The organism is Streptomyces chrestomyceticus JCM 4735 (assembly GCF_003865135.1).
Lineage (GTDB): Bacteria > Actinomycetota > Actinomycetes > Streptomycetales > Streptomycetaceae > Streptomyces > Streptomyces chrestomyceticus.
Genome location: NZ_BHZC01000001.1, coordinates 6,147,273 through 6,171,423, shown reverse-complemented (window position 1 = coordinate 6,171,423; position 24,151 = coordinate 6,147,273). Strand labels below are relative to the sequence as shown.

The following is a 24,151-nucleotide window of genomic DNA, read 5'->3' as shown; positions in this document are numbered from 1 at the left end:
AACTCCCCGACCGGAAGGGGTCGGATCTCTTGGACGGCGTCCACGGCATGGTGCCGTACGGCCGGGGCGGCCGGAAGACAGCAGCCGGACGGGTGCGAGCCGCCGCCCTTCCGGCCGTACCGGCCCGATCACCGCCCCGACGTGCGCAGTTCGCTCATCAGCGCATGGAGCCGGGGCGATGCCGCGATCTCCTCCAAGGACAGCGGGCGCCCCGCCGGATCGGTGACCGGCAGCCGCCAGTTGGGGTATTCGTCCCAGGTCCCCGGGAGGTTCTGCGGCCGCCGGTCGCCCACCGCGTCCGGCAGCCACACCCCGACCATCCGGGCGGGCGTCCGCAGCAGATAGCGGTGCAGGGCCTTGACCGCCGCCTCCTCGTTCCCCCGCCCCTCCGGCAGCAGCCCCAGCCGGTGCAGCGTCTCCAGCCACTCGCCGACCTCGACCGCCTCCGCCGCCTGCTCCTCGTGGAGCGGGCGGTCCAGCAGCCCGAGGCCGTGCCGGAGCGCCGCGTGCTGCCCGGTCAGCCTGGCCGCCGTGCTGGGCAGGTCGTGCGTGGTGACCGTGGCCAGGCAGTCGGCGCGCCAGTCGCCGGGCGGCAGCGGCCGGGCCGGCTCTTTGGTGTAGTCACGTTCGAACCACAGGACGGACGTGCCGAGCACACCCCGCCCGGCCAGCTCCGTACGGACCACCGGCTCGACCGTCCCCAGGTCCTCCCCGATGACGGCGGCGCCCGCGCGGTGCGCCTCCAGGGCGAGGACGGAGAGCATCGCCTCGGCGTCGTACCGCACGTACGTACCCTCCGTCGGCGGCCGGCCCTCCGGCACCCACCACAGCCGGAACAGGCCCATGACGTGGTCGATGCGCAGGGCGCCCGCGTGCCGCAGCATGCCGCGCAGGAGACCGCGGTACGGGGCGTAGCCCTGGGCGGCCAGCGCGTCCGGCCGCCAGGGCGGCAGGCCCCAGTCCTGGCCGCGCGAGTTGAAGGCGTCCGGCGGCGCGCCCACGGACATGCCGGCCGCGAAGGCGTCCTGCTGGGCCCAGGTGTCGGACCCGGAGGGGTGGACGCCGACGGCCAGGTCGTGCACCAGCCCGATGCCCATCCCGGCCTCCTCGGCGGCGCGCTGGGCGGCGGCGAGCTGCTGGTCGGTGAACCACGCGAGGCGGCTGTAGAAGTCGATGCGGTCCAGCAGGCTGCTCCGCATCCGTGCCGTCCGGGCCGAACGCGGGTCGTCCAGACCGGCGGGCCAGCCGCGCCAGTCGGCCCCGTACAGCTCGGCCAGCGCGCACCAGGTGGCGTGGTCCTCCAGACTCGTGCCCTGCTCGGCGAGGAAGTCGCAGTAGGCGGCGCGCCGCCCGGGGCTCAGCGGCACCTTCCAGAGCAGCTCCAGCGCCTCCTTCTTCAGCTCCCACACGGCGTCCCGGTCGATCAGCGCGCCCTTGCGCAGCACCGCCTCGCGCAGCGTCCGGGCCCGTACGAGCAGCGCGTCGAACCGGGACCGCGCCGCGCCTTCGAGGCAGCCCAGCTCGGGGATGTCCTCGATGCGCAGATGGACGGGGTCGGGGAAGCGGCGGGAGGAGGGGCGGTACGGCGAGGGGTCGGTGGGCGGTCCCGGTACGGCGGCGTGCAGCGGGTTGATCTGTACGAAGCCGCAGCCGAGCGCGCGTCCGGACCAGGCGGCCAGGTCGGCGAGGTCGCCCAGGTCCCCCATGCCCCAGGAGCGGCCGGAGAGCAGGGAGTAGAGCTGCACCATGAAGCCGTGGGTGCGGCGGGGCGGCGCGGGCATCCGGTCGGGGGCGACGATCAGGTGGGCGCGGGCGGAGCGGCCGTCGGGAGTGTGGGCGCGCAGGGTGTGGATGCCGAGGGGGAGACCGCCCACGGTGCCGCGGGGGATACGGCCCTCGGTGTCGTCGGGGGCTCGGTCAGGAACTCGGTCAGGAGTGCGGGCGGAGGTCCGGCGCGGCGTGCGGGCGCCGTCGCGGCCCCGGCCCCGGGCGGGCGGCTCGTACGCGCCCTCCGGGCGGCCTCCGGGGTCCGGCCCCCAGTCGAGCACCTGGCCCGACTCGGTCTCCACCCGTAGGGCGGTGCCTTCGGGCAGGCGCGAAAGTTTCGGCGGGCGCCCCGGGCGCACCACGACGGTGGGCGGGAGCAGGGCCCGGCCCGCGCCGTGGTCGTACGCCTCCAGAGCGGCGCGTACGGCGTGCGGAGTCGAGGCGTCGACCCCGAGCGCGGCGAGGACGGCGACGACGGTGTCGTCACCGACGTGTTCCACACGGCCCGGTGCGGGCTCATAGGACGTGCACACACCGTGCAGACCGGCGAGCCGCGGTCGGCCCATCAGACCTCCATGGTCTCCGTACCCAGGCCGGCCGCGGTGGGCTCGCTGGTCAGCGGCAGCTCGGCGGCGATCGGGGACTCACTGGTGAGCGGGGCGGCGTCGGCGAGCGGGGGCTCGCTGGTCAGCGGCGGTTCGCAGAAGCAGAGCGAGCCGGAGCCGTCCAGACCGGAGTCGGGGTCGGACACGCCGTCGAACAGATCCGGCTCGACGGGTTTCTCCAGCCGGAAATTCTCCGGTCCGGAGGGTTTGACACGCTCTGCCGGGTACTCGGGGGCGGACGACAGTGCGTCGAGGAGAAGCTGAGCGGACGCGGCCACGGGGGCCTCCCGTTCGTCGGTGGTGGGACACGACCTGCCCTACCCACTCCGGGCGGTCGCAGACGTATCCATTCAACCAACGTGGTCCAGGTCACACATCCCTCGTGCAGGCGATTTGCCGGTGGCGGACGGGTGACGGCGCAGAGCTGCCCACCGGAGAGGCGTTCCGAAGGAAGTCCTTCAGCGCCTCGGACCCCTCCCGGCGCCCCGCCCCGCCCCCTCCGGCGGCCCCTGGAAAACGTCGCGACACGCCGGTCGCACAGGGCAAACCCGGCACTTGGTGTGCTGCCGTTGACACCCTCACCGCCAGAGTGGTGGGCTCACTGCCGAAGGCAGGTCCGGCGGGTTTCCACGGGGTACGAGGCCCCCGCCGCGACAGCCGGCTCAGGGGCGCGCGGCCGCGGGGCGGCCGGGCTGCGGCCGTCCGGTGCGTCACCGGCCGGCCGGGTGAGTGGGACGACGGGGACTGAGGAGAGACCGTGCGAGTCCGGAGCGGCGTTCGGGACGCCGGACAGGTCGGCAGGCAGGGCAAGGACATCGGCGGGGCCGGGAGCGGCGACGCCTCCCGGGCCGGGGACGGCGACGCCTCCTGGGCCGGAGAGGCCGCGGCGCGCCGTACCGATGGCGCCGCCACCCCTCTGACCGGCCCCACCAGCATCGGCACCGGCAGCCTCGGCGCCGGTGGCACCGGCCGTTTCGGCGCCGTACGGGCCGGGGCCCGCGCGCGGGTCGCCGGGGCCACCGCCCTCGCCGCCGCCGTCATCGGCGGGCTCCTCGGCAGCACCGCCCCTGTGTACGCGGCCCCCGCAGACCCGGCCGTCGGCACTCCCGACCTGCCCGGCCAGGCCGACGGCACCGGCCGGACCGTTTCCGCCGGGCAGTTGCCCGCCGTGTGGCCGCGTCCGCAGTCGATGCGGCCGGGCGGCGCGTCCGTAGCGCTGGACGGCGAGGCCACCCTCGTCGCCGATGCCGAGGCCGACCCGTACGCCCTGAGCGCGCTGCGCGCCGTACTGCGCGACGCCGGAGTCCGTACGGTCCACGACGCCGCCCCGGGCCAAGCGCTGCCCGGCGAGGGCCCGGTGTTCCGCGTCGGCGGCCCGGACGCCGAGACCGCGCTACGGGCCCTGCGCGCACCCGCCCGCGGGGACCTGCCCTCCGGCGGCTACCGCCTCGCGGTCGGCGAGGTGGCGGGCCGGGACACGGTCGCCCTGGACGGCGTCGGCCCGGACGGCCTCTTCCACGCCGTACAGACCCTGCGCCAGCTCATCGTGGAGCGCTCCGAGAGCGGCGGCAAGGCGGGCAGCGGCAAGGAGCTGGCCGCGGCCGTCGTACGGGACTGGCCCGGCACCGCCGTACGCGGCATGACCGAGGGCTTCTTCGGCCAGCCCTGGACCCGCGAGCAGCGCCTGTCCCAGCTCGACTTCATGGGCCGTACGAAGCAGAACCGCTACCTCTACGCGCCCGGCGACGACCCGTACCGCCAGTTCCGGTGGCGTGACCCCTACCCGGCGGAGCAGCGCGAGGACTTCCGCGCGCTGGCCGCCCGGGCCCGCGCCAACCATGTGACGCTGGCCTGGGCCGTCTCTCCCGGGCAGGCCATGTGCATGTCCTCCGAGGACGACCTGAAGGCGCTGCGCCGCAAGGTGGACGCGATGTGGGCGCTGGGCGTGCGCGCCTTCCAGCTCCAGTTCCAGGACGTCAGCTACAGCGAGTGGCACTGCGACGCGGACGCCGACACCTTCGGCTCCGGCCCCGAGGCCGCCGCGAAGGCGCACGCCAAGGTGGCGGACGCGCTCGCCGCCCACCTCGCCGAGCGGCACCCCGAGGCGCCGCCGCTCAGCCTGCTGCCGACCGAGTACTACCAGGACGGCTCGACCGCCTACCGGGAGGCGCTGGCGGTCGCGCTGTCCGACCGGGTCGAGGTCGCGTGGACCGGCGTCGGCGTCGTCCCCCGTACCATCACCGGCGGGGAACTGGCCGAGGCCCGCGAGGTGTTCGGACACCGGATGGTCACGATGGACAACTATCCGGTCAACGACTACGCGCAGGACCGTATCTTCCTCGGCCCCTACACGGGCCGCGAACCCGCCGTCGCCGCCGGCTCCAGCGCGCTGCTGGCCAACGCCATGGCGCAGCCCACCGCGTCCCGCATCGCGCTGTTCACGGCCGCCGACTACGCCTGGAACCCGCGCGGCTACCGGCCCGGCGCCTCCTGGGAGGCCGCCGTCGACGACCTCTCCGGCGGGGACGCCGCCTCCCGCGCCGCGCTGCACGCGCTGGCCGGCAACGACGCCTCCTCGGTCCTCGGCACCGACGAGTCCGCGTATCTCAAGCCGCTGATCGACGCGTTCTGGAAGGCGCGCGCCGACGCCACCGACAGCGACAACCGGGGCGACGACGAGCGTTACACCAAGGCCGCGGCCCGGCTGCGCGCCGCCTTCCACACGATGAGCGGCGCGCCGGAACGCCTCTCCCCCGGCCTGGCCGACGAAGTACGTCCCTGGGCGCGCCAATTGGCACGGTACGGTTCGGCGGGCGAGCGTGCCGTCGACATGCTGATGGCGCAGGCCCGCGGCGACGGCTCCGCCGCCTGGACCGCACAGCGCGCCGTCCAGGACCTGCTGAAAAAGATCAAAAAGAGCCCCGTGACGGTCGGAAAGGGCGTTCTGGGCCCCTTCCTCGACCGCGCGATGACCGAGTCCGACGCCTGGACCGGCGCCCGCTCCGACCGCTCCGAAACGGCCCCGCCGCCGGACCAGGACGCCCGCCCCACCTCCCTGACCGTCCCCTTCGGCCGCCCCCGCCCGCTGACCGCGGTCACCTCACTCACCGAGCCGAGCCCGTCGGCGGCCGCCGTGTCCGTGGAGGCGCACGTCCCCGGCGAGGGCTGGCGGCGCCTCGGCGGCCTCTCCGGCACCGGCTGGACGCAGACCGAGGCGCGCGGCATGAAGGCCGACAGCATCCGGCTGGCCTGGAAGGACGGCACCGCCGCGCCGTCCGTGCACTCCTTCACCCCGTGGTTCGCCGACACCCCGGCAGCGGGCCTGGAACTGGCGCACGACGAGATCGACGCCGACACCGGCGGCACCTTCTCCGTGGACGCCCGGATCTTCTCCCGCCGCCCCGCCGACGTGGAGGGCAAGCTCACGGTGAAGGCGCCCGAGGGCTTCACCGTACGGGCGCCGGAGCACGTCACGGCCCCGCGCGGCGGCACCGCCACCGCGCGTATCCAGGTCACGGTCCCGCGCGACGCCAAGTCCGGCACGTACGAGATCCCGGTCACCTACGGCGACCAGAAGCGGACGCTGACCGTCCGGACCTACCCGCCCACCGCGGGCCCCGATCTGGCCCGCGGCGCCGAGGCCACCTCCTCCGGCGACGAGACGTCCGAGTTCCCGGCCACCGCCGCCACCGACGGCGACCCGAAGACCCGCTGGTCCTCCCCCGCCCAGGACGACGCCTGGCTCCAGTTCACACTGCCGCGCCCGGCCCGCCTGGGCCGCCTCACCCTCAGCTGGCAGGACGCGTACGCGGCCGCCTACACGGTCCGGGTGTCGTCCGACGGCATCACCTGGCGCACGGCGGCCACCGTCCGCGACGGCAAGGGCGGCCGCGAGACCCTCCGGATGGACGCGAAGGACGTCCGCTTCGTCCGCATCCAGGGCGACCGGCGCGCGACCCGCTTCGGCTACTCACTGTGGAGCGTGGAGGCGTACGCGGTGAAGGACTCGGACCACCCCGGGCCGCCGCCCTCCCGGCCGTCCGGCCCCGGCGGCGACCGTCCCGGCACGCCGGCCCGGCCGGGGAAGCCCGGGGACACGCCCGGAAGCGGGCCGTCGGCCCATGAGGCGTGGCCGGGCGGCGGGCGCTAGGGAGGCGTACGGGCCGGGGGCGGCCGCCGGAAAGCGTACGGAACGGGGGCGGCCGCCGGGAGGCCGCTCCCCCTCACCACGCAAAAGACCCGGACCTATGCCGATACGGCGTCGATCCGGGCCAGCGCGTCATCCGCCCCGTACGGCTGCAGATATGGCAGCCACCGGGGGTCCCTATGCCCCGTGCCGATGATCCGCCAGGCCAGGCCGGACGGCGGCGCGGGCTGATGCCGCAACCGCCAGCCGATCTCGGCGACATGCCGGTCGGCCTTGACGTGGTTGCAGCGGCGGCACGCGGCGACGACGTTCTCCCAGGTGTGCTGCCCGCCACGACTGCGCGGAACGACGTGGTCGACGCTGGTTGCGACGCCACCGCAGTACATGCACCGCCCGCCGTCCCGGGCGAAGAGGGCACGGCGGGTCAACGGGACGGGACCGCGAAAAGGCACCCGCACGAACCGCTTGAGGCGGACCACACTGGGAGCGGGCATCACACGGGTCGCGCTGTGCATCAGGGCGCCGGACTCCTCAAGGCTGACGGCCTTTTCGTTGAGGACGAGGATGAGCGCGCGGCGGAGCGGTACGACGCCGAGCGGCTCGTACGACGCGTTGAGGACCAGGACATGCGGCACGGGTGCCTCCTTGTACGCCGGCGGCGCGTGGCTCGCGCCGGGACGATCTCTCCACAGTGTCCCCCGGTGCCTGGTCGGAGCGCCACCATCACCGGGTAACGGGTCCGAGGTGTTTTCGACCACACCGCTTTACTTCCCCCCGAACAGACCCGTAATTGGTCCGGTCACTCTCGAACACCGGCGCGGACCGCCCCCGTTGCCCCGTTAGTGTGGTTGGTCTGCCCGGGGCACGGTAGGTCCCGACCCGGGTCTGCTGTCCCACACGGAGGTTCCTGCTGTGTTCTGGTCCGCTTCCCCAGCCGCCACGCCGCCCGGCGCGCACCGCCGGGCGTCGCTCGACGACGCCACGGAGAAGGCCACCAACGCCGCCGGATGGGTGGAGGAGAACTGGGCGACCTGGCTCACGTCCGCCCTGCAGATCGCGCTGATCATCATCATCGCCGTCATCCTGCGGCATGTGATCCGGCGCACGATCACCAAGCTCATAGAACGGATGAACCGCACCGCGACGGCCGCCCAAGGCACCGCGCTGGGCGGGCTCCTGGTCAACGCCGAGCGCCGCCGCCAGCGCTCCGAGGCCATCGGCTCGGTGCTGCGCAGCGTCGCGTCGTTCGTCATCATGGGCACCGCCGCCCTGACGGTCCTGTCCGTCCTCAAGATCAACCTGGCCCCGCTGCTCGCCAGCGCCGGCGTCGCGGGCGTCGCCATCGGCTTCGGCGCCCGCAACCTCGTCACCGACTTCCTCTCCGGCGTCTTCATGATCCTGGAGGACCAGTACGGCGTCGGCGACGAGATCGACGCGGGCGTGGCCACCGGTACGGTCGTCGAGGTCGGCCTGCGCGTCACCAAGCTGCGCGGCCCCAACGGCGCCATCTGGTACATCCGCAACGGCGAGGTCAAGCGCATCGGCAACCTCAGCCAGGGCTGGTCCACCGCCACCGTCGACGTCATGATCGCCCCGGACCAGGACCTGGACCGCGCCCGCGAGATCATCACCGCCACCGGCGAGGAGATGTCCAAGGCCGAGCCCTGGAACGAACAGCTCTGGGAGCCCGTCGAGGTCCTCGGCCTCAGCGAGGTCCACCTCGACTCCGTCACCATCAGCGTCTCCGCCAAGACCATGCCCGGCAAGGCCCCCGGCATAGAACGCGAACTCCGCTGGCGCATCAAGAAGGCCCTCGACACCGAAGGCATCACCCTCGCCCCGCGCCCCCTCTCCACCGAAGAAGAACCCCCCACCCCCGACCCGTCCGCCGCGGTAGCGGCCCCGTCGGCCCTGGCCAGCCCGACATCACCGCAGTCCCTGGCGACTACACCGATACCGCCGCCGAATCTGGGGAAGTAACCGTCACAGAACACCACACCGCCGCCCCGGACCGACTTCCGGTCCGGGGCGGCGTCACGTGCAAGGGACTGAGGCGCGCTCGTATCCCGGCTCAGCCCTCCACCATCAGGAAGTCGTAATAGCCGACCGGCCCGGTGAGCACCGCCTGGAAGTACAACGGCTCCCCATCACTGTCCAGCGGAACCTCACGCCCGGCGACACGCGTGAAGCCCAGAGAAAGCTGGGGCACATTCGCGTAGAGCGTCTCGTCATGGACGGTGAGCCCCATTTCCCGCAGGCGCTCCAGCAGCACACGGGCAGGCGTACGGAAGACATCGACACCCCGGAAACTCACCGTGATCTCTTCAGGTCCAGGGCCCAGAATCCACGCCTCGGCCGCTGTGAGCGTCCGCCCGTCCTCAAAGTGAAAGACAACCTCGAACTGCGGGTGCAGCAGCAGGGCCTTCATACACCGGACAGGATCGGCGACACCCACATCCTGAACCGCGACCTGCCCCCATTCCGCAGCCTCACCCTTGACCGCGCCCACCGTGGCCCCGAACGGAAACCCCGTAACCCCACAAGGCGGATCCAACTCAATACCCCTCTTCACCCCACCCCCTATCCTCCGCATCTGCGCCCCTCACCCGAACACATCCCGCACCTGAGCCTCAGCCTCAGTACCGGCACCCGAACCGTGGCCCTGAGTGACCTCCATCGGCTCCCACGACCCGTCCTCCCGCACCCGCTTCGGCCGCCGCCCCTCGATCAGCACGGCCAGCCCGGCGAGCACCGAATCGCCGAGATACCACCAGCCCCCGTGGTTGACCATGAAGAGACGACTCTGTTCGTCCACGGCCAGCAGGGACTCTTCGCCGTGGATGCCCAGCGGAAAAGTGCGGCAGCCGATCCGGGCACCGAAGTCGTGGAACGTCTGCGACGCGTGGCGGCCTTCGCGCGGATCGATGGAAATCCCACGCACGGCAACCTCCACGCCCGCACCGCAGGCGACCGTCTCCAGGCCGTGAAAGGCGCGCAAGGCGCGCTCCGCGGCGGGAAACAGCTCCCATCGCACACCCGCTCGGGTACCGACCGTGCTGACCGTTTCCAGAATCGCCATCAGCGCTTCCGAGCCGGCATCCCGTGACGGATGCCAGCCCGCACCGGTAAGTACCGCAACCGCACTGCGCACGGCGTCGCCCGTACGGCCCTCCCCCTCGCCCACCTTCTACGCTCCGATGAACTCGATGCCCAGTTCGCTCAGCAGCTTTCCGCAGGCGGAACACGGGGCCGTCGACTGACCGTGCTCGGGGTCCCCATGTTCGCGGACCTTCTTGGACACCATGGCGGAGCCGGCGAAGTGCGGTGCAGCGTCGGCAAGAGTGAGCGGAGCGCCGGGGTTCCCCGCGTCGAGCCCCCACAGTTGGTCCGAAACGAGGGCGGACTCCGCGCAGTATCCGAGGAACGGTTCCCGGTCCTCCACCGGCAGGTGGTCGAAGAAGTCCCGTACCGCTGGGTGCAGATTGGGCTCGCCGTCGCCGGTGAGATTGGTGTGACTGAACACCTTCCCCTGCACCAGCAGCGACGACGCCGTACCGGGAATCAGTCCTGACATGATTCAGCCCAATCCTTGATAGTTGTTCACCAGCCAATTGGCGAAAGCCTCGCGCTCATTGTTGCCGAGGAAGTAGTTGTCGGACCAGTGATGATAGTAGAAGCGCCCGGATTCATCCATCAAAATGCTCGCCGACTCAGGTTCATCGTACCCGACACGAAACAGCCCGATGCCCAACTCCTCGGACAGTTCGGCGATATCCTCGAAGTCACCCTCATGACCTCCGGCCGGGTTCGTCTCCAGTACCCAGTCAGCTTTTCTCGGGTGCCGGAGTTCCAACAGCCCGTAAGAAACCAGAAACCGCTTCGCGGCCTCGAACACCGGAGCAGGGTGACCGTCGTCCTCAGCCTGCTGGACGGCATCCTCGATGAAGTCCGGGATACGGTCGGAGACATCCCTCTCGGGCGTCCATCCGTTGTCGCGAAGCCACTGGTCGATGTCGTATTTCGATTTTCCGTCGGTCACGTCTCTCCCACAGGACAGCAGTTAACGATGCGCGATGATGCCCAACCTGTCCAGCATCGGCTGACAGGAGTCGCAGGGCTTCTTGTACGCACCGTGCGGCATGTGCACATACTTCTCTCTGGTATCCGGATGCCTTCTGACATCATCCCCCAACTGCCGCGTATGGATGACCCCTCCCTCCAGTGCCCGCCGGGCATCGTCGGGGGTTCGTATCTTCGTCCCGTCCGGGTCCATCTGATGCAGACGGTCGGATATGAGCGACACCTCAGCACACTTTCCGTGCCCGGCCGCAGGATTCTCATCCATGTCCAAGAATCCCTGCTTCACATCGTCGAGAACCTGCTGCAACGCCGGATGAGCCCTTGGGTATTCCTGAGGTTGACCACCTCTGGAATTTGGGCCCCCAGAAGGTTTCCGTCGCGTGGAACTCGTGTGAGAGGTGATGATGCCATCATGCAGGAAGCTCCCTGAACAACCGTCCTTACGGTAGTCCTTTCCCGGAATGTTACTGTTCTGGTGTTTCTCGTCCCGAGCCTCGTGCGCCAGCTTGACGGCCTCGTTCTCCAGGCGATTCAACTGGGTCGGCCGGTCATCGCCCGAAACGTCGACGGGCTCACCACGATGGTGCCGCATCTGATCGGCACTGTGCCCGTGCCACCAAGGATCACGCGCACCGTCCCCGCCTCCGCCGGTCTTTCCCTTTCCCGGCGGGCGGCCGCCCCCACCACCCCCGCCGCCTCCGGCGTCAGCTCCCTTCGGAGCCTTCGGGTCCTTTTCGCCCTTGCCGAGGCCGGAGAAGTGGCTGGAGAGTTTCTGATCGTTCTCCTTGTGGTTCTTGGCCATCTGTTTGACGCCGCGGGTCATGCTGTCGTCGAGGTGCTTCGCGGCTTTCTTCACGCCGTCTTCGAGGCCGTCGACGAGCTTGTCGACCACCGCATTGGCCGAGTCCGCGATCACGTCCTTGCCGCGCGTGCGGCTGTGGTGATGTCTGGCGCGGCCGATCTTGCCGCCCGCGTTGTTGCGGAAGTGGCCGCCGGCGCTCTGCAGGCCGGTGACGGCCTTGTCGTGGGCGTCATGATCGAAAGTGAAGCCGCCACTGCCGGAACCACCGCCCGTACCGCCACCCCCGCCGCTCGCGCTCAGCAGTTGCATCGAGCTGCCGGCGGCGTCCTTGGCCCCCTGCACGCCCTGGCCGAAGCCCTCTTTGCCCGCCTTCGTGGTCCGGCCCAGGTCGACGCCGTCCTGGACTCCCAGTGCGTTGGCGCCGAGCTGGACGACCAGGTCGCCGACCATCGCGCCCAGCGCCTCCTCCACCGGAGTCAGGGCGATGCTGACGACCTGCTCAGCGACCTGCTGGCAGACTTCCTTGAAGAGGCGCTTGACGATCACGCGGGTGGCCTGGGTGGCGCCGAGAGCCCCCAGTTCGGAGAGGCCGAAGGTGAAGGGGGCGGCGGCCTGGGCCGCGATGACCTCGGCGGCCAGGATGCCAAGCTGGACGATCGCGCCCAGCTTGGCGCCCTCGATCAGTACGGCGACGCCGTCCAGCGCGGTGGCGGCCAGCTCACCGCAGTGCGCGAGCTTCGTCAGATGCGTACCGTTGATCTTGCCCCAGTGGGCGTTCAGCGCCTCCGCGGCCTGGCCGCCGCCCGCCGAGGAGACCAGCGCCTGCACCGCCTCGTGCGCTTGACCCGCGCCGTCGTTGATGTCACCGGCGAACTCGCGCATGGCCGTCGCCATCTCGCGGTAGTCGTCCTCGTCGACATTCGGCCAGGACACGCCGATGATGTCGAGGATTTCGTCCGCCCATCCCGGCAGTACGACACCCATGCGGAACACGCCCCCCGTTGAGCACACCCGAACACACTGGTAACAGTCCGGAGGACGCTTCCACCTGCGAGAACGGTTCCTCAAGAGGATATCGAGCCGACATCTTCAGCAGACTCCACGGTCCCGCTCCACGGCCTCCGCTCCACCATCACCCACATGCAGTCGTTTACCGCCCTTCTCCCTGGTGACTCGGCTGACCATGGAGACCGAGATCAGACTGCGCGTCGACGGGCAGACGCACGAGGTGACGGTGGACACGCGGACCACCGTGCTCGACGCGTTGCGGGAGCGGCTGGGGATCACCAGTCCCAAGAAGGGGTGCGACCACGGGCAGTGCGGATCGTGCACCGTGCTGCTCGACGGGCGGCGGGCGACGACCTGTTTCGCGCTGGCCGTGTCGTACGACGGGGCGGAGATCACCACGGCCGAGGGGCTGGGTGAAGGCGACGAGCTGCATCCTGTCCAACAGGCGTTCGTCGACCATGACGCGCTCCAGTGCGGGTACTGCACGCCGGGCCAGGTCTGTTCGGCGGTCGGGGTGCTGCGGGAGGCGGCGCAGGGGTGGCCCAGTGTGGTCACCGAGGTGGGTGCCGAAGGAGACATTTCGCCGGAAGCGCTGGATCATGACGAGATCGCCGAGCGGATGAGCGGCAACCTGTGCCGTTGCGGGGCGTATGTGAACATCGTTCCGGCCGTCGCGGCCGCCGCCGAGGCAGCGGGAGCGGGCCGGTGAAGCCGTTCCGGTACGAGCGGGCCGCCGACGCCGCCGGGGCCGTGGCCACCGTGGCGGCGCACCCGGGTGCCGCGTTCCTCGGCGCCGGCACCAACCTCGTCGATCACCTGAAGCTCGGGATCACCGCCCCCGACCTGCTGGTCGACGTCACGCGGCTGCCCATGGACCAGGTGGAGGAGCTGGACGGCGGCGGCCTCCGGATCGGGGCGAACGTACGCAACGCCGACCTGGCCGCGCACCCCGCCGTACGGTCGCGCTATCCGGTCCTCTCCCAGGCCCTCCTGTCCGGCGCCTCCGGGCAGCTCCGCAACCTCGCGACCACCGGCGGCAACCTCCTCCAGCGCACCCGCTGCGCCTACTTCCAGGACCCCAGCGCGCCCTGCAACAAGCGCGATCCCGGCTCCGGCTGCGCCGCCCTGAAGGGCTGGACCCGCTACCACGCCATCCTGGGCGCCTCCTCGCACTGTGTGGCCGTGCATCCGTCCGACATGGCGGTGGCGATGTCCGCCCTGGGCGCGGTGGTCGTGACGCTCGGCCCGGACGGCGAGCGCCGCATCCCGCTCACCGAGTTCCACCGGCTGCCCGGTGACGCGCCGCACCGCGACACGGTGTTGCAGCACGGCGAGCTGATCACCGCCGTCGAGCTGCCCGCGCTGCCGTACGCCGCCCGCTCCCGCTACCGCAAGGTGCGCGACCGTGCCTCGTACGCCTTCGCGCTGGTCTCCGTGGCGGTGGCGCTCGACCTGGAGGACGACGGCCGCACCGTACGGGAGGCACGGATCGCGCTGGGCGGCATCGCGCACAAGCCGTGGCGGGCCGAGCGAGCCGAAGAGGCGTTGCGCGGGCTGCCGGCCACCGAGGAGAACTGCCGGGCAGCGGCCGAGGCGGAGACGGCGGACGCGCATCCGCTGCGGGACAACGCGTTCAAGGTTCCGCTTGTGCAGAACACGCTGGTCGCGGTGGTACGCGAGCTGGTGCCGGAGACGCCGGGGGCCGCCGGCCTGGAGGGATCGCGATGACGACACGTACGTCCGAGAGCCGGACCCCGGACCCGGCCGCCCGCCCCCGTACCGTCGGCGCCGACCAGGAACGCGCCGACGCCCGCGACAAGGTGCTCGGCCGGGCCCCGTACGCCTTCGAGCACCCGATGGAACGTCCCTGCTACGCGCACGCCGTGCTGTCCGCCGTCCCGCGCGGCCGCATCACGGCCGTCGACACGGAGGCCGCGCGCCAGGAGGACGGCGTCATCACCGTACTGACGTACGAGAACGCCGAGCGGCTCGCGTCCACGGACGACGCGGAGCTGGCGATCCTCCAGGAGCCCGAGGTGGCGTTCCGCGGGCAGATCGTGGGGGCGGTGGTGGCCGAGACCCCGGAGGCGGCCCGGGAGGCGGCGTCGCTCGTGCGCATCACGTACGCCGAGGAAGCACACGCTTCCGAACTCAAACCGGGCGAGAGTGAGCTGTACCGGCCGGAGACGGCCAACGGTGGGGCAGGTACGGACAGTGAGCTGGGCGATCTGGACGCCGCCATGGAGGCGGCCCAGGCGGACCCGGGTGCGATCGCGCTGGACGAGACGTACGTGACCGCGATGACCCACTGCAACCCGATGGAGCCGCACGCGACGATCGCCGTGTGGCAGGGCGACGAGCTGACGCTGTACGACTCCAGCCAGAGTGTGCACGGGCACCGCGACACGCTGGCCGAGGTGTTCGGCCTGGACCGGGCGCGGGTGCACATGATCTGCCCGTACGTCGGCGGCGGCTTCGGTTCGAAGGGCGAGCCGCACGCCCACTCGGTGCTGGCGGCGCTGGCCGCGCGAGCGGTGCCCGGACGGCCGGTCAAGTTCGCGTTGACGCGGCAGCAGATGTTCACCCTCGTCGGCTACCGCACCCCCACGTACCAGCGGGTACGGCTCGCGGCCGGCGCCGACGGGCGGCTGACCGGCATCGGCATGGACGCGGTCGAGCAGACCTCGCGCATCAAGGAGTTCGCCGAGCAGTCCGCCAACCCGACCCGGACCCTGTACGCGGCGCCGCACCGAAGGACCACCCACCGCCTGGCCGCCCTGGACGTGCCCGTGCCGTCCTGGATGCGGGCGCCCGGCGAGTGCCCCGGCATGTTCGGGCCCGAGGTCGCGATGGACGAACTCGCCGAACGCCTCGGGCTGGACCCGGTCGACGTACGCGTCCGCAACGACGCGCCGACGGACCCGGAGACCGGCAAGCCCTTCTCCAGCCGCAACCTGGTCGCCTGCCTGCGCGAGGGCGCGCGCCGCTTCGGCTGGCAGGACCGCGACCCACGCCCGGGGGTGCGGCGCGAGGGCCGCTGGCTGATCGGTACGGGCGTCGCCTCCTCCGCCTACCCCGTCAACCGCCAGCCCGGTTCGGTCGCCGCGGTCCAGTACCGGGACGACGGGCGCTACCGGGTCGACATCGCCGCCGCCGACCTCGGCACCGGCGCCTGGACCGTACTCGCCCAGATCGCCGCCGACGCGCTGGACGTCCCCTACGACCGCGTCGAACTGCGCATCGGCGACACCGCGCTCCCGAAGGCGACCGTCGCGGGCGGGTCCTCCGGGACGGCGATGTGGGGTTCCGCGATCGTGGCGGCGGCCCAGACGTTCCGCAAACGCCACGGCCACGACCCGTCCCCCGGCGACCACGCCCAGGCCGAAACGCCCGGCAACCCGCACGCCGAACGTTTCGCCATGCACGCCTTCGGGGCGCAGTTCGCCGAAGTACGGGTGGACGCCGACACCTGCGAGGTACGCGTCCCCCGCCTCCTCGGCGTCTTCGCGGCCGGCCGCATCATCAACCCACGCACCGCCCGCTCCCAGTTGATCGGCGGCATGACGATGGGCCTGTCCATGGCCCTCCACGAGGAAACGGTGACGGACCCGCGCTACGGCCTCCTCGTCAACCACGACCTGGCGAACTACCACATCACGGCCAACGCGGACGTCCAGCGGATCGAGGCCCACTGGATCGACGAGGACGATCCGTACGTCAATCCCCTGGGCGCCAAGGGCGTCGGCGAAATCGGCATCACGGGGACGGCGGCGGCCGTCGTCAACGCGGTCCGGCATGCGACGGGGGTGCGGGTGCGGGAGGTGCCGGTGACGTTGGACAAGGTGTTGGAGGGGATGCGGGAGGGGTGAGGGGCGGGCGGGACGGAGCCGTGGTGCCGTCCGCGCTGCCTGTGCCTATATCTCTGCCTCCGCCTACGCCTACGCCTCGGCGGTCGATTGTCAGTGCCGTGCGGTTCACTGGTCACAGCAAGACGGAACGGTGACGGAAGGTACGGGGGCCGGCTGATGAGCGAGACCGTGCGGCAGGAGAGCCGTGGCGATGCGGACCGGGAAGCGCTGTTGGCTGCGGCCGTGGAGCCGACGGCGGAGTGGCTGGAGTCGATATTCGGCGCCGGGTCGCTGTGGCGGCCGAAGGCGGACGAACTGCCCGAGCGCCTGGAGGACGAGGAAAGCCGCACGTTCCTCACCCGGGTCGGCTTCCCGTCCGTCCACCTGGACTTCATCGACTTCGACTCCACCGACCTGGTCGAGGACGGCCCCTGGGAGGAAGACCCGGACGAACTGTTCGGCAACCGCTACCCGGACGACGACTCCCCGCCCAAGTCGTACGCCTACGGGATGGGCGACTCGATGGGGTACAGCCTGATGCTGCTGGGCGACACCGGCAGCATCACCCTGTACGACCCGAACGGCTGGGACCACGGCGCAGGTTACGCGGGCCACGTCATCGACAGCCTGCCGCTGCTCGCGGGTGTCCTGGGCCTGCTGACGACCTACAAGACCCGTCTCGTCGGGGACGACGAGGACGACCGGGAGGCCGCCCTGCGCGAGGTCCGTGAGCTGATCGACCGAATAGAGCCGGTCGACGGCTGCCGCTTCCTGGAGGCGATATGCGAGCGGCTGGAGGATCAGTAGCGGGCCGCTTTCAAGGCGTCGACGAAGGCTGCCCAGACGGGAGCGGAGAAGAGCAGGTGCGGCCCGTCGGGGCGCTTGCTGTCGCGTATGGGCACGGGTGAGCAGGGCGGGAGGCCGTCGGCTATCTCCAGGCATTCGTCCTGGCCTCCGCTGTACGTGCTCTTGCGCCAGGGGGTGTTTACAGGGTTCATGCTCGGGGCTCCTTGGCGATGCGCTTGATCCAGGCCGGTGATGCCGTAGGTGAAAGTGCGTGCGTACGGACGTCGGCGAGCAGCTCGCGGTAGCGCGGCACCTCCGGCCCCCGCTCCGGCCAGGCCGCTCCGGTGGGGTTCGCCGCTCGTACGACGTCCAGCGCCTACATTCGCGCGAAGCTCAGCAGCAGGTAGGACCCGAACATACCTGCGTGTGCGCCCGGGGAGAACGGCGAGGCCTGGACCGTGACGTTCGGCTCCTCAGCCATCGCCGGAAGGTGTTCGAGCTGGGCTCGCACCACCGTCGGGCCGCCGACCTGCTGAAGCAGTACGTCTTCGGTCACCACGGGCCACATGGTGAGCATCGGTTCGTCCGCGAGGCGTTCCTGGCGGGCCAGCCTTACTTGGACCCCGACGGCGGCCGTTCGCGGTACGTGCCAAGATGGCGAGACGCTCAAGTGCGGTCGCGTCCCGCACGCCGTACGTTCGCCGCGACCGAGAATCCACTGCATTCCACCTGCGCAACTCATCGCTTCCTCCCGAAACCGGCGAAGGCCCAGGTCGAGCATGCGGAGCCGCCGGAATGGGCCGCCTCTCAAGGGCTCGGCCCCACGGACGCCGGGGAGGTACGCCCGTCGTCCGGTCTCCTGGGCCGTTCGACGAGCACGGCCGAGGCATGGCGATCGTCGACGTACTCGCGGACGACGGGGGCGTGGCCCTCGGGGCAGGCCCGGGGAAGACCGTCTGGGCCGCGCTGAAAGTCAGTGGTCCAGACCCATTGACGGGGTGCTGACGCGGCGCCTACGTTCCTGTGCATCGATTGGAAACTTTCTTAACAGATCGCACAGCGAGAGGCGGGGCGGGCGTCATGGCCGTAGGGCAGGGCGGGCAGGGGGCTCCTGGGACGCCGCGGGTGTTGCGGGCCATGAACGACCGGGCCGCGCTCGACCTGCTCGTGGCGCAGGGGCCGTTGACGCGGACCCAGATCGGGGAGCTGACCGGGCTGTCCAAGCCCACCGCCTCGCAGTTGCTGGGGCGGCTGGAGGCGGCCGGGCTGGTGCGGACGACGGGGAACGTGACCGGGCGGCCGGGGCCCAACGCGCAGTTGTACGAGGTCGCTCCGGATGCCGCGTACGTGGCCGCGCTCGCCGTCGACCAGTGCGGGATCAGCGCCGCGGTCGCCGACGTCACCGGGCGGGTGCTCGGTGAGGAGCGGGTCGGTACGGATGCCGTGGACGAGGGGGCGCCGGGCAGGACGGCGCGGCTCGTGGCGGCCGCCGTGGACGGCGCGCTGGCCAAGGCCGGGCTGGAGCGGGAGCGGCTGCACGGGGCGGTGATCGGGACGCCGGGTGCGCTCGATCCGCAGACCGGGGTGCTGCGGTACGCGCCGCACCTGCCCGGCTGGCAGTCGCGGACGCTCCGCGAAGAGCTGGCCGGGGTGCTGGGCGTGCCGATTGTCATCGAGAATGATGTGAATCTGGCGGCGGTCGCCGAGCAGCACGACGGGGCCGCGCAGGATTTTGATGATTTTGTGTTGGTGTGGGCCGACGAGGGCGTCGGCGCGGCCATCGTGCTCGGCGGGCAGTTGCTGCGCGGGGCCACCGGTGGCGCGGGCGAGATCGGCTACATGCCGCTGCCGGACGCGCCGCTCGCGCGGGACGGCGACCGCAGCGCGGCCCGGCCGGACGCCGGCGGGGGCTTCCAGCGCCTCGTCGGGGCGCCGAGCGTGGTGGAACTGGCCCAGGAGTACGGGATGCGGGACGCTCGCACGGTCGAGGAGGCGCTGGCCGACGACGGGGTACGGGCCGAGGTCGCGCGGCGGCTCGCGACCGGGCTGGCCGCGGTGGTCGCCGTCGTGGACCCCCGGCTGGTGGTGCTCTCCGGCGAGGTCGCCCAGGCGGGCGGCGAACCCCTGCGGGAGCTGGTCGAGGGGGAGTTCACCGGGCTGGCGCTGCCCCGTCCGGAACTCCGGCTCAGCAATATCGAGGGGAATCCGATTCTCATCGGCGCGCTGCGAACGGCACTCGCCGAGGCTCGCAACTCCGTGTTCGACACGGCCTGATGAGACGGTACAGCGGTGACGTGACGGGCCGATTATCCGCCGGCCGCCGCGTCCGCGCGGCCGGGAACACCGGGAGCGGGAGCCGGTACGGCTCCGTGCCTGCCGGACGCGCAAGCCGCTACGGCTCCGTGCTTTCCGGGCGCGGCCGCATCCCGCCGGACACCGTTACGGCCGTCACCGTCACCGGCGAGAGCCCCGTACAGCGCAGTATTCGCAGCACCTTCTGTCATCACCCCTGCCGTAAAGGAAGTCCGCCATGCGTCCGCGTATGCGCATCTGCCTGTCGGCGGCGCTCGCCGGAGCCGGTCTGATTCTTTCGGGCTGTGCCAATCCGAGCGTCGGCAGCGATCGCGACGACCCCACCCAGCCCGTCACCCTGAAGTTCTGGCACGGCTGGTCCAACACAGCCGAGGTGAAGGCGATCGACGACAGCATCGCCCGTTTCGAGAAGCTGCATCCGAACATCACGGTGAAGACGGTCGACAACGTCTCCGACGCAACCGTGAACCAGGCGCTGCGGGCCGGCGGGGACGACGCTCCGGACGTGGTGTCGTCGTTCACCACCAACAATGTGGGGCAGTACTGCTCGTCCGGTATGTGGGTGAACCTCGACCCGTTCATGAAGAAGACGGGGCTGGTGAAGGAGAAGGTTTTCCCCAAGACGTTCCGGGAGTACACGAGTTATCAGGGGAATCAGTGTGCTCTGCCGCTCCTCGCGGACTCCTACGGGCTGTACTACAACAAGGACGCGTTCCGGGAGGCCGGTATCGAGCGGCCGCCGCGCACCATGTCCGAGTTCAAGCGGGACGCGGCCAAGCTGACCAAGCGGAAGCCGGACGGATCGCTGGAGCGGGCCGGGTTCGTCCCCAACTTCCGGCTGTACCAGAACAGTCCGGACCGGCTGTTCGCGCAGTGGGGGCCGAAGTATTTCGACAGTGAGGGGAAGGCTCGGCTCTCGAAGGACCCGCGCAGCAAGCAGTTCTTCGCCACCCAGCGGGAGCTGATCGCCGCACAGGGCGGGTATGCCGCGCTGGAGAAGTTCCGTACGACGTTCGGTGACGAGATGTCGTCGCAGAGTTCCTTCATGACGCAGAAGGCGGCCATGCACCTGGACGGCGAATGGCGCGGCCTGATGCTGGAGGAGGGGAAGGCGAAGTTCGACTGGGGGACGGCGCCGCTGCCGGTGCCGGACGACCAGGCGGACACGTACGGCCGCGGCTTCCTGACCGGCACGGTCGCGGGGATCGCGCACAGCAGCAAGCACCAGAACGCGGCGTGGGAGCTGGTGAAGTTCCTGACGACGGACACGGACCAGGTGGTGCGGTTCGCCAATGCCATCCACAATGTGCCGTCCACGTTCGCGGCGCTCAAGTCGCCGAAACTGGACGCCGATCCGGCGTTCCGCACCTTCATCGACATCGCGCGGAATCCGCACAGTACGGCACTGCCGCCGTCCGTCAACGGCGGGCAGTACGTGGTGTCGCTGCAGGACTTCTCGTACGACGTCGAGGCCGGGAAAGTGCCCGACCTCGACCGGGGCCTGCGTGAGCTCGACGCCCAGATAGACACCGACAATCTCCAGTCCGTGAACTGACGGAGCCCTGCCATGTCCCTCGTCGAATCCCCCGAGCGCCCGGCGGCCACCGCCGCGCCGCTCCGCAAAGCTCCCGCGTTGCGCCGCAAGCACACCCGCCAGCGGTTGCGTACGCTCGGTTTCCTCTCTCCCTGGCTGGTCGGTTTCAGCGTCTTCTTCGGCTACCCGCTCATCGCCACGGTCTATTTCTCGTTCATGCACTACAACCAGATCCAGCAGCCGTCGTTCGTCGGGCTGCGGAACTGGAAGTACGTCTTCACGCAGATGCCGCTGTTCGGCCCGGCACTGTGGAACACGCTCTGGCTGGTCGTGGTGATGGTCGCGCTGCGCGTGATCTTCGGCCTCGGGATCGGGCTGCTCGTCACGAAGGTCAAATCGGGTGTCGGGCTCTTCCGTACGGCGTTCTACCTGCCGTATCTCGCTCCGCCGGTCGCGGCGACGGTCGCCTTCGTCTTCCTGCTCAACCCCGGCACCGGCCCGGTCAACGGGCTGCTGGAGGCCGTCGGCATCCCGGCGCCCGGCTGGTTCAACGACGCGGCCTGGGCGAAGCCGTCGCTGGTCCTGCTCTCCCTGTGGGGCATCGGCGACCTGATGGTGATCTTCATGGCGGCGCTGCTGGACGTCCCGAAGGAGCAGTACGAGGCGGCGGAGCTGGACGGGGCCGGCGCCTGGGCCAAGTTCCGGTACGTGACCTGGCCGTCGATCACGCCGATCGTGATGTTCGCGGTGGTCACCGGCGTCGTGCAGACCATGCAGTACTACACGCAGGCGCTGGTCGCCGGGAAGCTGGCCTCCGGGGTGAACATCGGCCCCGGCTCGGTCATCCAGCCCGGCTATCCGGAGCACTCCACCCTCACCGTGCCGCAGCTCGTCTACTCGCTCGGCTTCCAGAACTTCAACACGGGCGCCGCGTGCGTGCTCTCGCTCGTGCTCTTCGTGATCGCGATGGCCGTCACCACCCTGCTGATGCGCAAGCGCGCCGGCCTGCTCCCGGCGGAGGACTGAACCGACATGACCACGACGACCCTGAGGGCGGGCGGCGCGCCGGCCCGTACCGGCTCCGCCGACCGGGGGCCCGCCGCGGCCCGCGCCCGCCGCAAGCGGCTGCTGCACTGGATAGCCGTGCACGCCGTCGCGATCGCCGCGGCGCTGTTCTTCGTCCTGCCGTTCGTGTTCGTCTTCCTGACCTCCGTCATGAGCGACGACCAGGCGATGAGCGGGGAACTGTGGCCGCACGAGTGGAACTGGTCCAACTACGCGACCGTCTTCAGCACACCGGGCTTCCTGGACTGGTGGAAGAATTCGCTGATGTACGCGGGCCTTGGCACGCTGTTCACGGTCTGCTCGGCGATTCCGGTGGCCTACGCGCTCGCCAAGTTCCGTTTCCGCGGGCGGCGTACGGCGATGGTCCTGGTGATCTCGACGATGATGCTGCCGCCGCAGGTCGTCGTGATCCCGATGTACCTGGTGTGGGCGCAGCAACTGCACCTGTCCGGTTCGCTGTGGCCGCTGCTGATCCCGATGGCGTTCGGTGACGCGTACTCCATCTTCCTGCTGCGGCAGTTCCTGCTGACGATTCCGCAGGAGTATCTGGAGTCGGCGAAGGTGGACGGCTGCGGTGAGGTCCGTACGCTGCTGCGCATCGTCGTTCCGATGGCGAAGCCGGGGATCTCGGCCGTCGCCCTGTTCCAGTTCTTCTACTGCTGGAACGACTATTTCGGACCGCAGATCTACGCCGCACAGAATCCCGCCGCCTGGACGTTGAGTTACGGACTCGAATCGTTCAAGAGCGCGCACAGCGTCAACTGGAACCTGACCATGGCCGCGACCCTGCTCGTCATGGCTCCCGTCATCATCGTCTTCTTCTTCGCCCAGAAGGCTTTTGTCGAAGGCGTCACGCTCACCGGAGTGAAGGGCTGATCGATTCATGCTGTCGTCCGCCGGGGGAACGCCCCCGCACCCCCATCTCAAGATCGCCGTGGTCGGTGGAGGATCGACCTACACCCCCGAACTCATCGACGGGTTCGCCCGGCTGCGGGACGCGCTGCCGCTGGCGGAACTGGTCCTGGTCGACCCGGCCGCCGACCGGCTGGACCTGGTCGGCGGCCTGGCCCGGCGGATCTTCGCCCGGCAGGGCCACCCGGGCCGGATCTCCTGGACGTCCGACGTCGACGCCGGCGTGGACGGCGCCGACGCGGTCCTGCTCCAGTTGCGCGTGGGCGGGCAGGCCGCCCGCAACCAGGACGAGACCTGGCCGCTGGAATGCGGCTGCGTCGGGCAGGAGACCACCGGCGCGGGCGGTCTGGCCAAGGCGCTGCGCACCGTCCCGGTCGTCCTGGACATCGCGGAGCGCATCCGCCGCCGTAATCCCGACGCGTGGATCGTGGACTTCACCAACCCCGTCGGCATCGTCACCCGGGCCCTGCTGTCGCACGGCCATAGGGCCGTCGGCCTGTGCAACGTGGCCATCGGCTTCCAGCGGAAGTTCGCGCGGCTGCTGGGCATCGCGCCGGAGCGGGTCGAGCTGGAGCACGTCGGGCTGAACCACCTGACGTGGGAGCGGTCGGTGAAGGTGGACGGCGAGGACGTGCTGCCCCGGCTGATCGCCGAGCACGGTGCGGCCATCGCCGAGGACCTGCACATGCCGCGCACCCTCGTGGAGCGGCTCGGCGTCGTACCGTCGTACTACCTGCGCTACTACTACCAGCACGACGAGGTCGTGGAGGAGCTGCGCAGCAAGCCGTCGCGGGCGGCGGAGGTCGCGGCCATCGAGAAGCAGCTCCTGGACATGTACGGCGACCCGTCGCTGGACGAGAAGCCGGAGCTGCTGGGCAAGCGCGGCGGCGCGTTCTACTCGGAGGCGGCCGTGGCACTGACCTCCGCGCTGCTCGGTGACACCGGGGACGTGCAGATCGTCAACACGTTCAACAACGGCACGCTGCCGTTCCTGCCCGACGACGCGGTGATCGAGGTACCGGCGACGGTGGACGCGGCCGGGGCGAAGCCGCTGCCCGTACGGCCGCTGGAACCGCTGTACTCCGGCCTGATCGCCAACGTCACGGCGTACGAGCACCTCGCGCTGGAAGCGGCCCTCAAGGGCGGCCGGGACCGGGTCTTCGAGGCGCTGCTCGCCCACCCGCTCATCGGCCAGATCGCGTACGCGGACCGGCTGACCGACGAACTGATCGCGCACAACCGGGAGCACCTCACGTGGCTCTGAGCGAAGCCGAGGGGGCGGGG

The 24,151-nt window shown here is 70.8% G+C and carries 21 protein-coding genes; 11 read left to right on the top strand and 10 right to left on the bottom strand.

The window, feature by feature from the left end; all coding sequences use genetic code 11:
• Window positions 1-128: 128 nt before the first annotated feature.
• Window positions 129-2,333, bottom strand: a complete 2,205-nt coding sequence (gene malQ, locus EJG53_RS26720) for a 4-alpha-glucanotransferase (RefSeq protein ID WP_125047007.1) — start codon at window positions 2,331-2,333, stop codon at window positions 129-131.
• A complete protein-coding gene (locus tag EJG53_RS26715; protein WP_125047005.1) occupies window positions 2,333-2,650 on the bottom strand; it encodes a hypothetical protein in 318 nt (105 codons plus the stop codon). Before EJG53_RS26715 ends, malQ begins: the two co-directional genes overlap by 1 nt.
• A gap of 761 nt (window positions 2,651-3,411) precedes the next feature.
• On the opposite strand from EJG53_RS26715, the gene EJG53_RS26710 reads away from it, so the two are divergent.
• Window positions 3,412-6,522, top strand: a complete 3,111-nt coding sequence (locus tag EJG53_RS26710) for a beta-N-acetylglucosaminidase domain-containing protein (RefSeq protein WP_244955680.1) — start codon at window positions 3,412-3,414, stop codon at window positions 6,520-6,522.
• A 95-nt stretch (window positions 6,523-6,617) separates the two neighbouring features.
• Here EJG53_RS26710 and EJG53_RS26705 read toward each other — a convergent pair whose 3' ends face one another.
• Complete coding sequence (locus tag EJG53_RS26705; RefSeq protein ID WP_003982442.1) at window positions 6,618-7,154, bottom strand: HNH endonuclease; 537 nt, start codon at window positions 7,152-7,154, stop codon at window positions 6,618-6,620.
• 277 nt (window positions 7,155-7,431) lie between these two features.
• Here EJG53_RS26705 and EJG53_RS26700 point away from each other — a divergent pair, with 277 nt between their 5' ends.
• The gene (locus tag EJG53_RS26700) at window positions 7,432-8,499 is read left to right on the top strand and encodes a mechanosensitive ion channel family protein (protein WP_125047003.1); all 1,068 of its coding nucleotides are present in this window, start codon (window positions 7,432-7,434) and stop codon (window positions 8,497-8,499) included.
• Window positions 8,500-8,590: 91 nt separating this feature from the next.
• On the opposite strand, the gene EJG53_RS26695 is transcribed toward EJG53_RS26700, so the two are convergent.
• The 5 genes from EJG53_RS26695 to EJG53_RS40710 all read right to left on the bottom strand — a co-directional run bounded on the left by EJG53_RS26695 (window position 8,591) and on the right by EJG53_RS40710 (window position 12,385).
• On the bottom strand, window positions 8,591-8,947 hold the full coding sequence (locus EJG53_RS26695) for a hypothetical protein (RefSeq protein ID WP_244955354.1): 357 nt from the start codon (window positions 8,945-8,947) through the stop codon (window positions 8,591-8,593).
• Between the two features lie 174 nt (window positions 8,948-9,121).
• Window positions 9,122-9,703: an SUKH-3 domain-containing protein gene (locus EJG53_RS26690; RefSeq protein WP_125046999.1), complete on the bottom strand. Its 582-nt coding sequence runs from the start codon at window positions 9,701-9,703 to the stop codon at window positions 9,122-9,124.
• Between the two features lie 3 nt (window positions 9,704-9,706).
• On the bottom strand, window positions 9,707-10,093 hold the full coding sequence (locus tag EJG53_RS26685; RefSeq protein WP_125046997.1) for a YwqJ-related putative deaminase: 387 nt from the start codon (window positions 10,091-10,093) through the stop codon (window positions 9,707-9,709).
• A 3-nt stretch (window positions 10,094-10,096) separates the two neighbouring features.
• On the bottom strand, window positions 10,097-10,558 hold the full coding sequence (locus EJG53_RS26680; RefSeq protein WP_167515171.1) for an SUKH-3 domain-containing protein: 462 nt from the start codon (window positions 10,556-10,558) through the stop codon (window positions 10,097-10,099).
• Between the two features lie 21 nt (window positions 10,559-10,579).
• On the bottom strand, window positions 10,580-12,385 hold the full coding sequence (locus tag EJG53_RS40710; protein WP_154806400.1) for a YwqJ-related putative deaminase: 1,806 nt from the start codon (window positions 12,383-12,385) through the stop codon (window positions 10,580-10,582).
• A gap of 199 nt (window positions 12,386-12,584) precedes the next feature.
• On the opposite strand from EJG53_RS40710, the gene EJG53_RS26660 reads away from it, so the two are divergent.
• The 4 genes from EJG53_RS26660 to EJG53_RS26645 all read left to right on the top strand — a co-directional run bounded on the left by EJG53_RS26660 (window position 12,585) and on the right by EJG53_RS26645 (window position 17,064).
• Window positions 12,585-13,118 (top strand): (2Fe-2S)-binding protein, encoded by a 534-nt coding sequence (locus tag EJG53_RS26660; protein ID WP_125046993.1) that lies wholly within the window; start codon window positions 12,585-12,587, stop codon window positions 13,116-13,118.
• Window positions 13,115-14,137 (top strand): FAD binding domain-containing protein, encoded by a 1,023-nt coding sequence (locus tag EJG53_RS26655; RefSeq protein WP_125046991.1) that lies wholly within the window; start codon window positions 13,115-13,117, stop codon window positions 14,135-14,137. The genes EJG53_RS26660 and EJG53_RS26655 overlap by 4 nt, the downstream gene beginning before the upstream one ends.
• The gene (locus EJG53_RS26650; RefSeq protein WP_125046989.1) at window positions 14,134-16,278 is read left to right on the top strand and encodes a xanthine dehydrogenase family protein molybdopterin-binding subunit; all 2,145 of its coding nucleotides are present in this window, start codon (window positions 14,134-14,136) and stop codon (window positions 16,276-16,278) included. Before EJG53_RS26655 ends, EJG53_RS26650 begins: the two co-directional genes overlap by 4 nt.
• A 156-nt stretch (window positions 16,279-16,434) precedes the next feature.
• Complete coding sequence (locus tag EJG53_RS26645) at window positions 16,435-17,064, top strand: SUKH-4 family immunity protein (RefSeq protein ID WP_125046987.1); 630 nt, start codon at window positions 16,435-16,437, stop codon at window positions 17,062-17,064.
• Here EJG53_RS26645 and EJG53_RS26640 read toward each other — a convergent pair.
• Both EJG53_RS26640 and EJG53_RS42775 read right to left on the bottom strand, forming a co-directional pair.
• Window positions 17,058-17,255, bottom strand: a complete 198-nt coding sequence (locus EJG53_RS26640) for a DUF397 domain-containing protein (protein ID WP_125046985.1) — start codon at window positions 17,253-17,255, stop codon at window positions 17,058-17,060. The genes EJG53_RS26645 and EJG53_RS26640 overlap by 7 nt on opposite strands.
• Window positions 17,256-17,419: 164 nt before the next feature.
• Complete coding sequence (locus tag EJG53_RS42775) at window positions 17,420-17,767, bottom strand: Scr1 family TA system antitoxin-like transcriptional regulator (RefSeq protein WP_244955679.1); 348 nt, start codon at window positions 17,765-17,767, stop codon at window positions 17,420-17,422.
• A 413-nt stretch (window positions 17,768-18,180) separates the two neighbouring features.
• Here EJG53_RS42775 and EJG53_RS26630 point away from each other — a divergent pair, with 413 nt between their 5' ends.
• The 5 genes from EJG53_RS26630 (at window position 18,181) to EJG53_RS26610 (ending at window position 24,131) form a co-directional block, all read left to right on the top strand.
• Window positions 18,181-19,317: an ROK family transcriptional regulator gene (locus EJG53_RS26630; RefSeq protein WP_125046981.1), complete on the top strand. Its 1,137-nt coding sequence runs from the start codon at window positions 18,181-18,183 to the stop codon at window positions 19,315-19,317.
• Window positions 19,318-19,573: 256 nt separating this feature from the next.
• A complete protein-coding gene (locus EJG53_RS26625) occupies window positions 19,574-20,911 on the top strand; it encodes an ABC transporter substrate-binding protein (RefSeq protein ID WP_174856461.1) in 1,338 nt (445 codons plus the stop codon).
• Window positions 20,912-20,923: 12 nt separating this feature from the next.
• Window positions 20,924-21,916, top strand: coding sequence for a carbohydrate ABC transporter permease (locus EJG53_RS26620; protein WP_125046979.1), 993 nt, complete (start codon window positions 20,924-20,926; stop codon window positions 21,914-21,916).
• Between the two features lie 6 nt (window positions 21,917-21,922).
• Window positions 21,923-22,831, top strand: a complete 909-nt coding sequence (locus EJG53_RS26615) for a carbohydrate ABC transporter permease (protein ID WP_125046977.1) — start codon at window positions 21,923-21,925, stop codon at window positions 22,829-22,831.
• A gap of 7 nt (window positions 22,832-22,838) precedes the next feature.
• Window positions 22,839-24,131: a 6-phospho-beta-glucosidase gene (locus EJG53_RS26610; protein WP_125046975.1), complete on the top strand. Its 1,293-nt coding sequence runs from the start codon at window positions 22,839-22,841 to the stop codon at window positions 24,129-24,131.
• The last annotated feature ends 20 nt before the right edge of the window (window positions 24,132-24,151 follow it).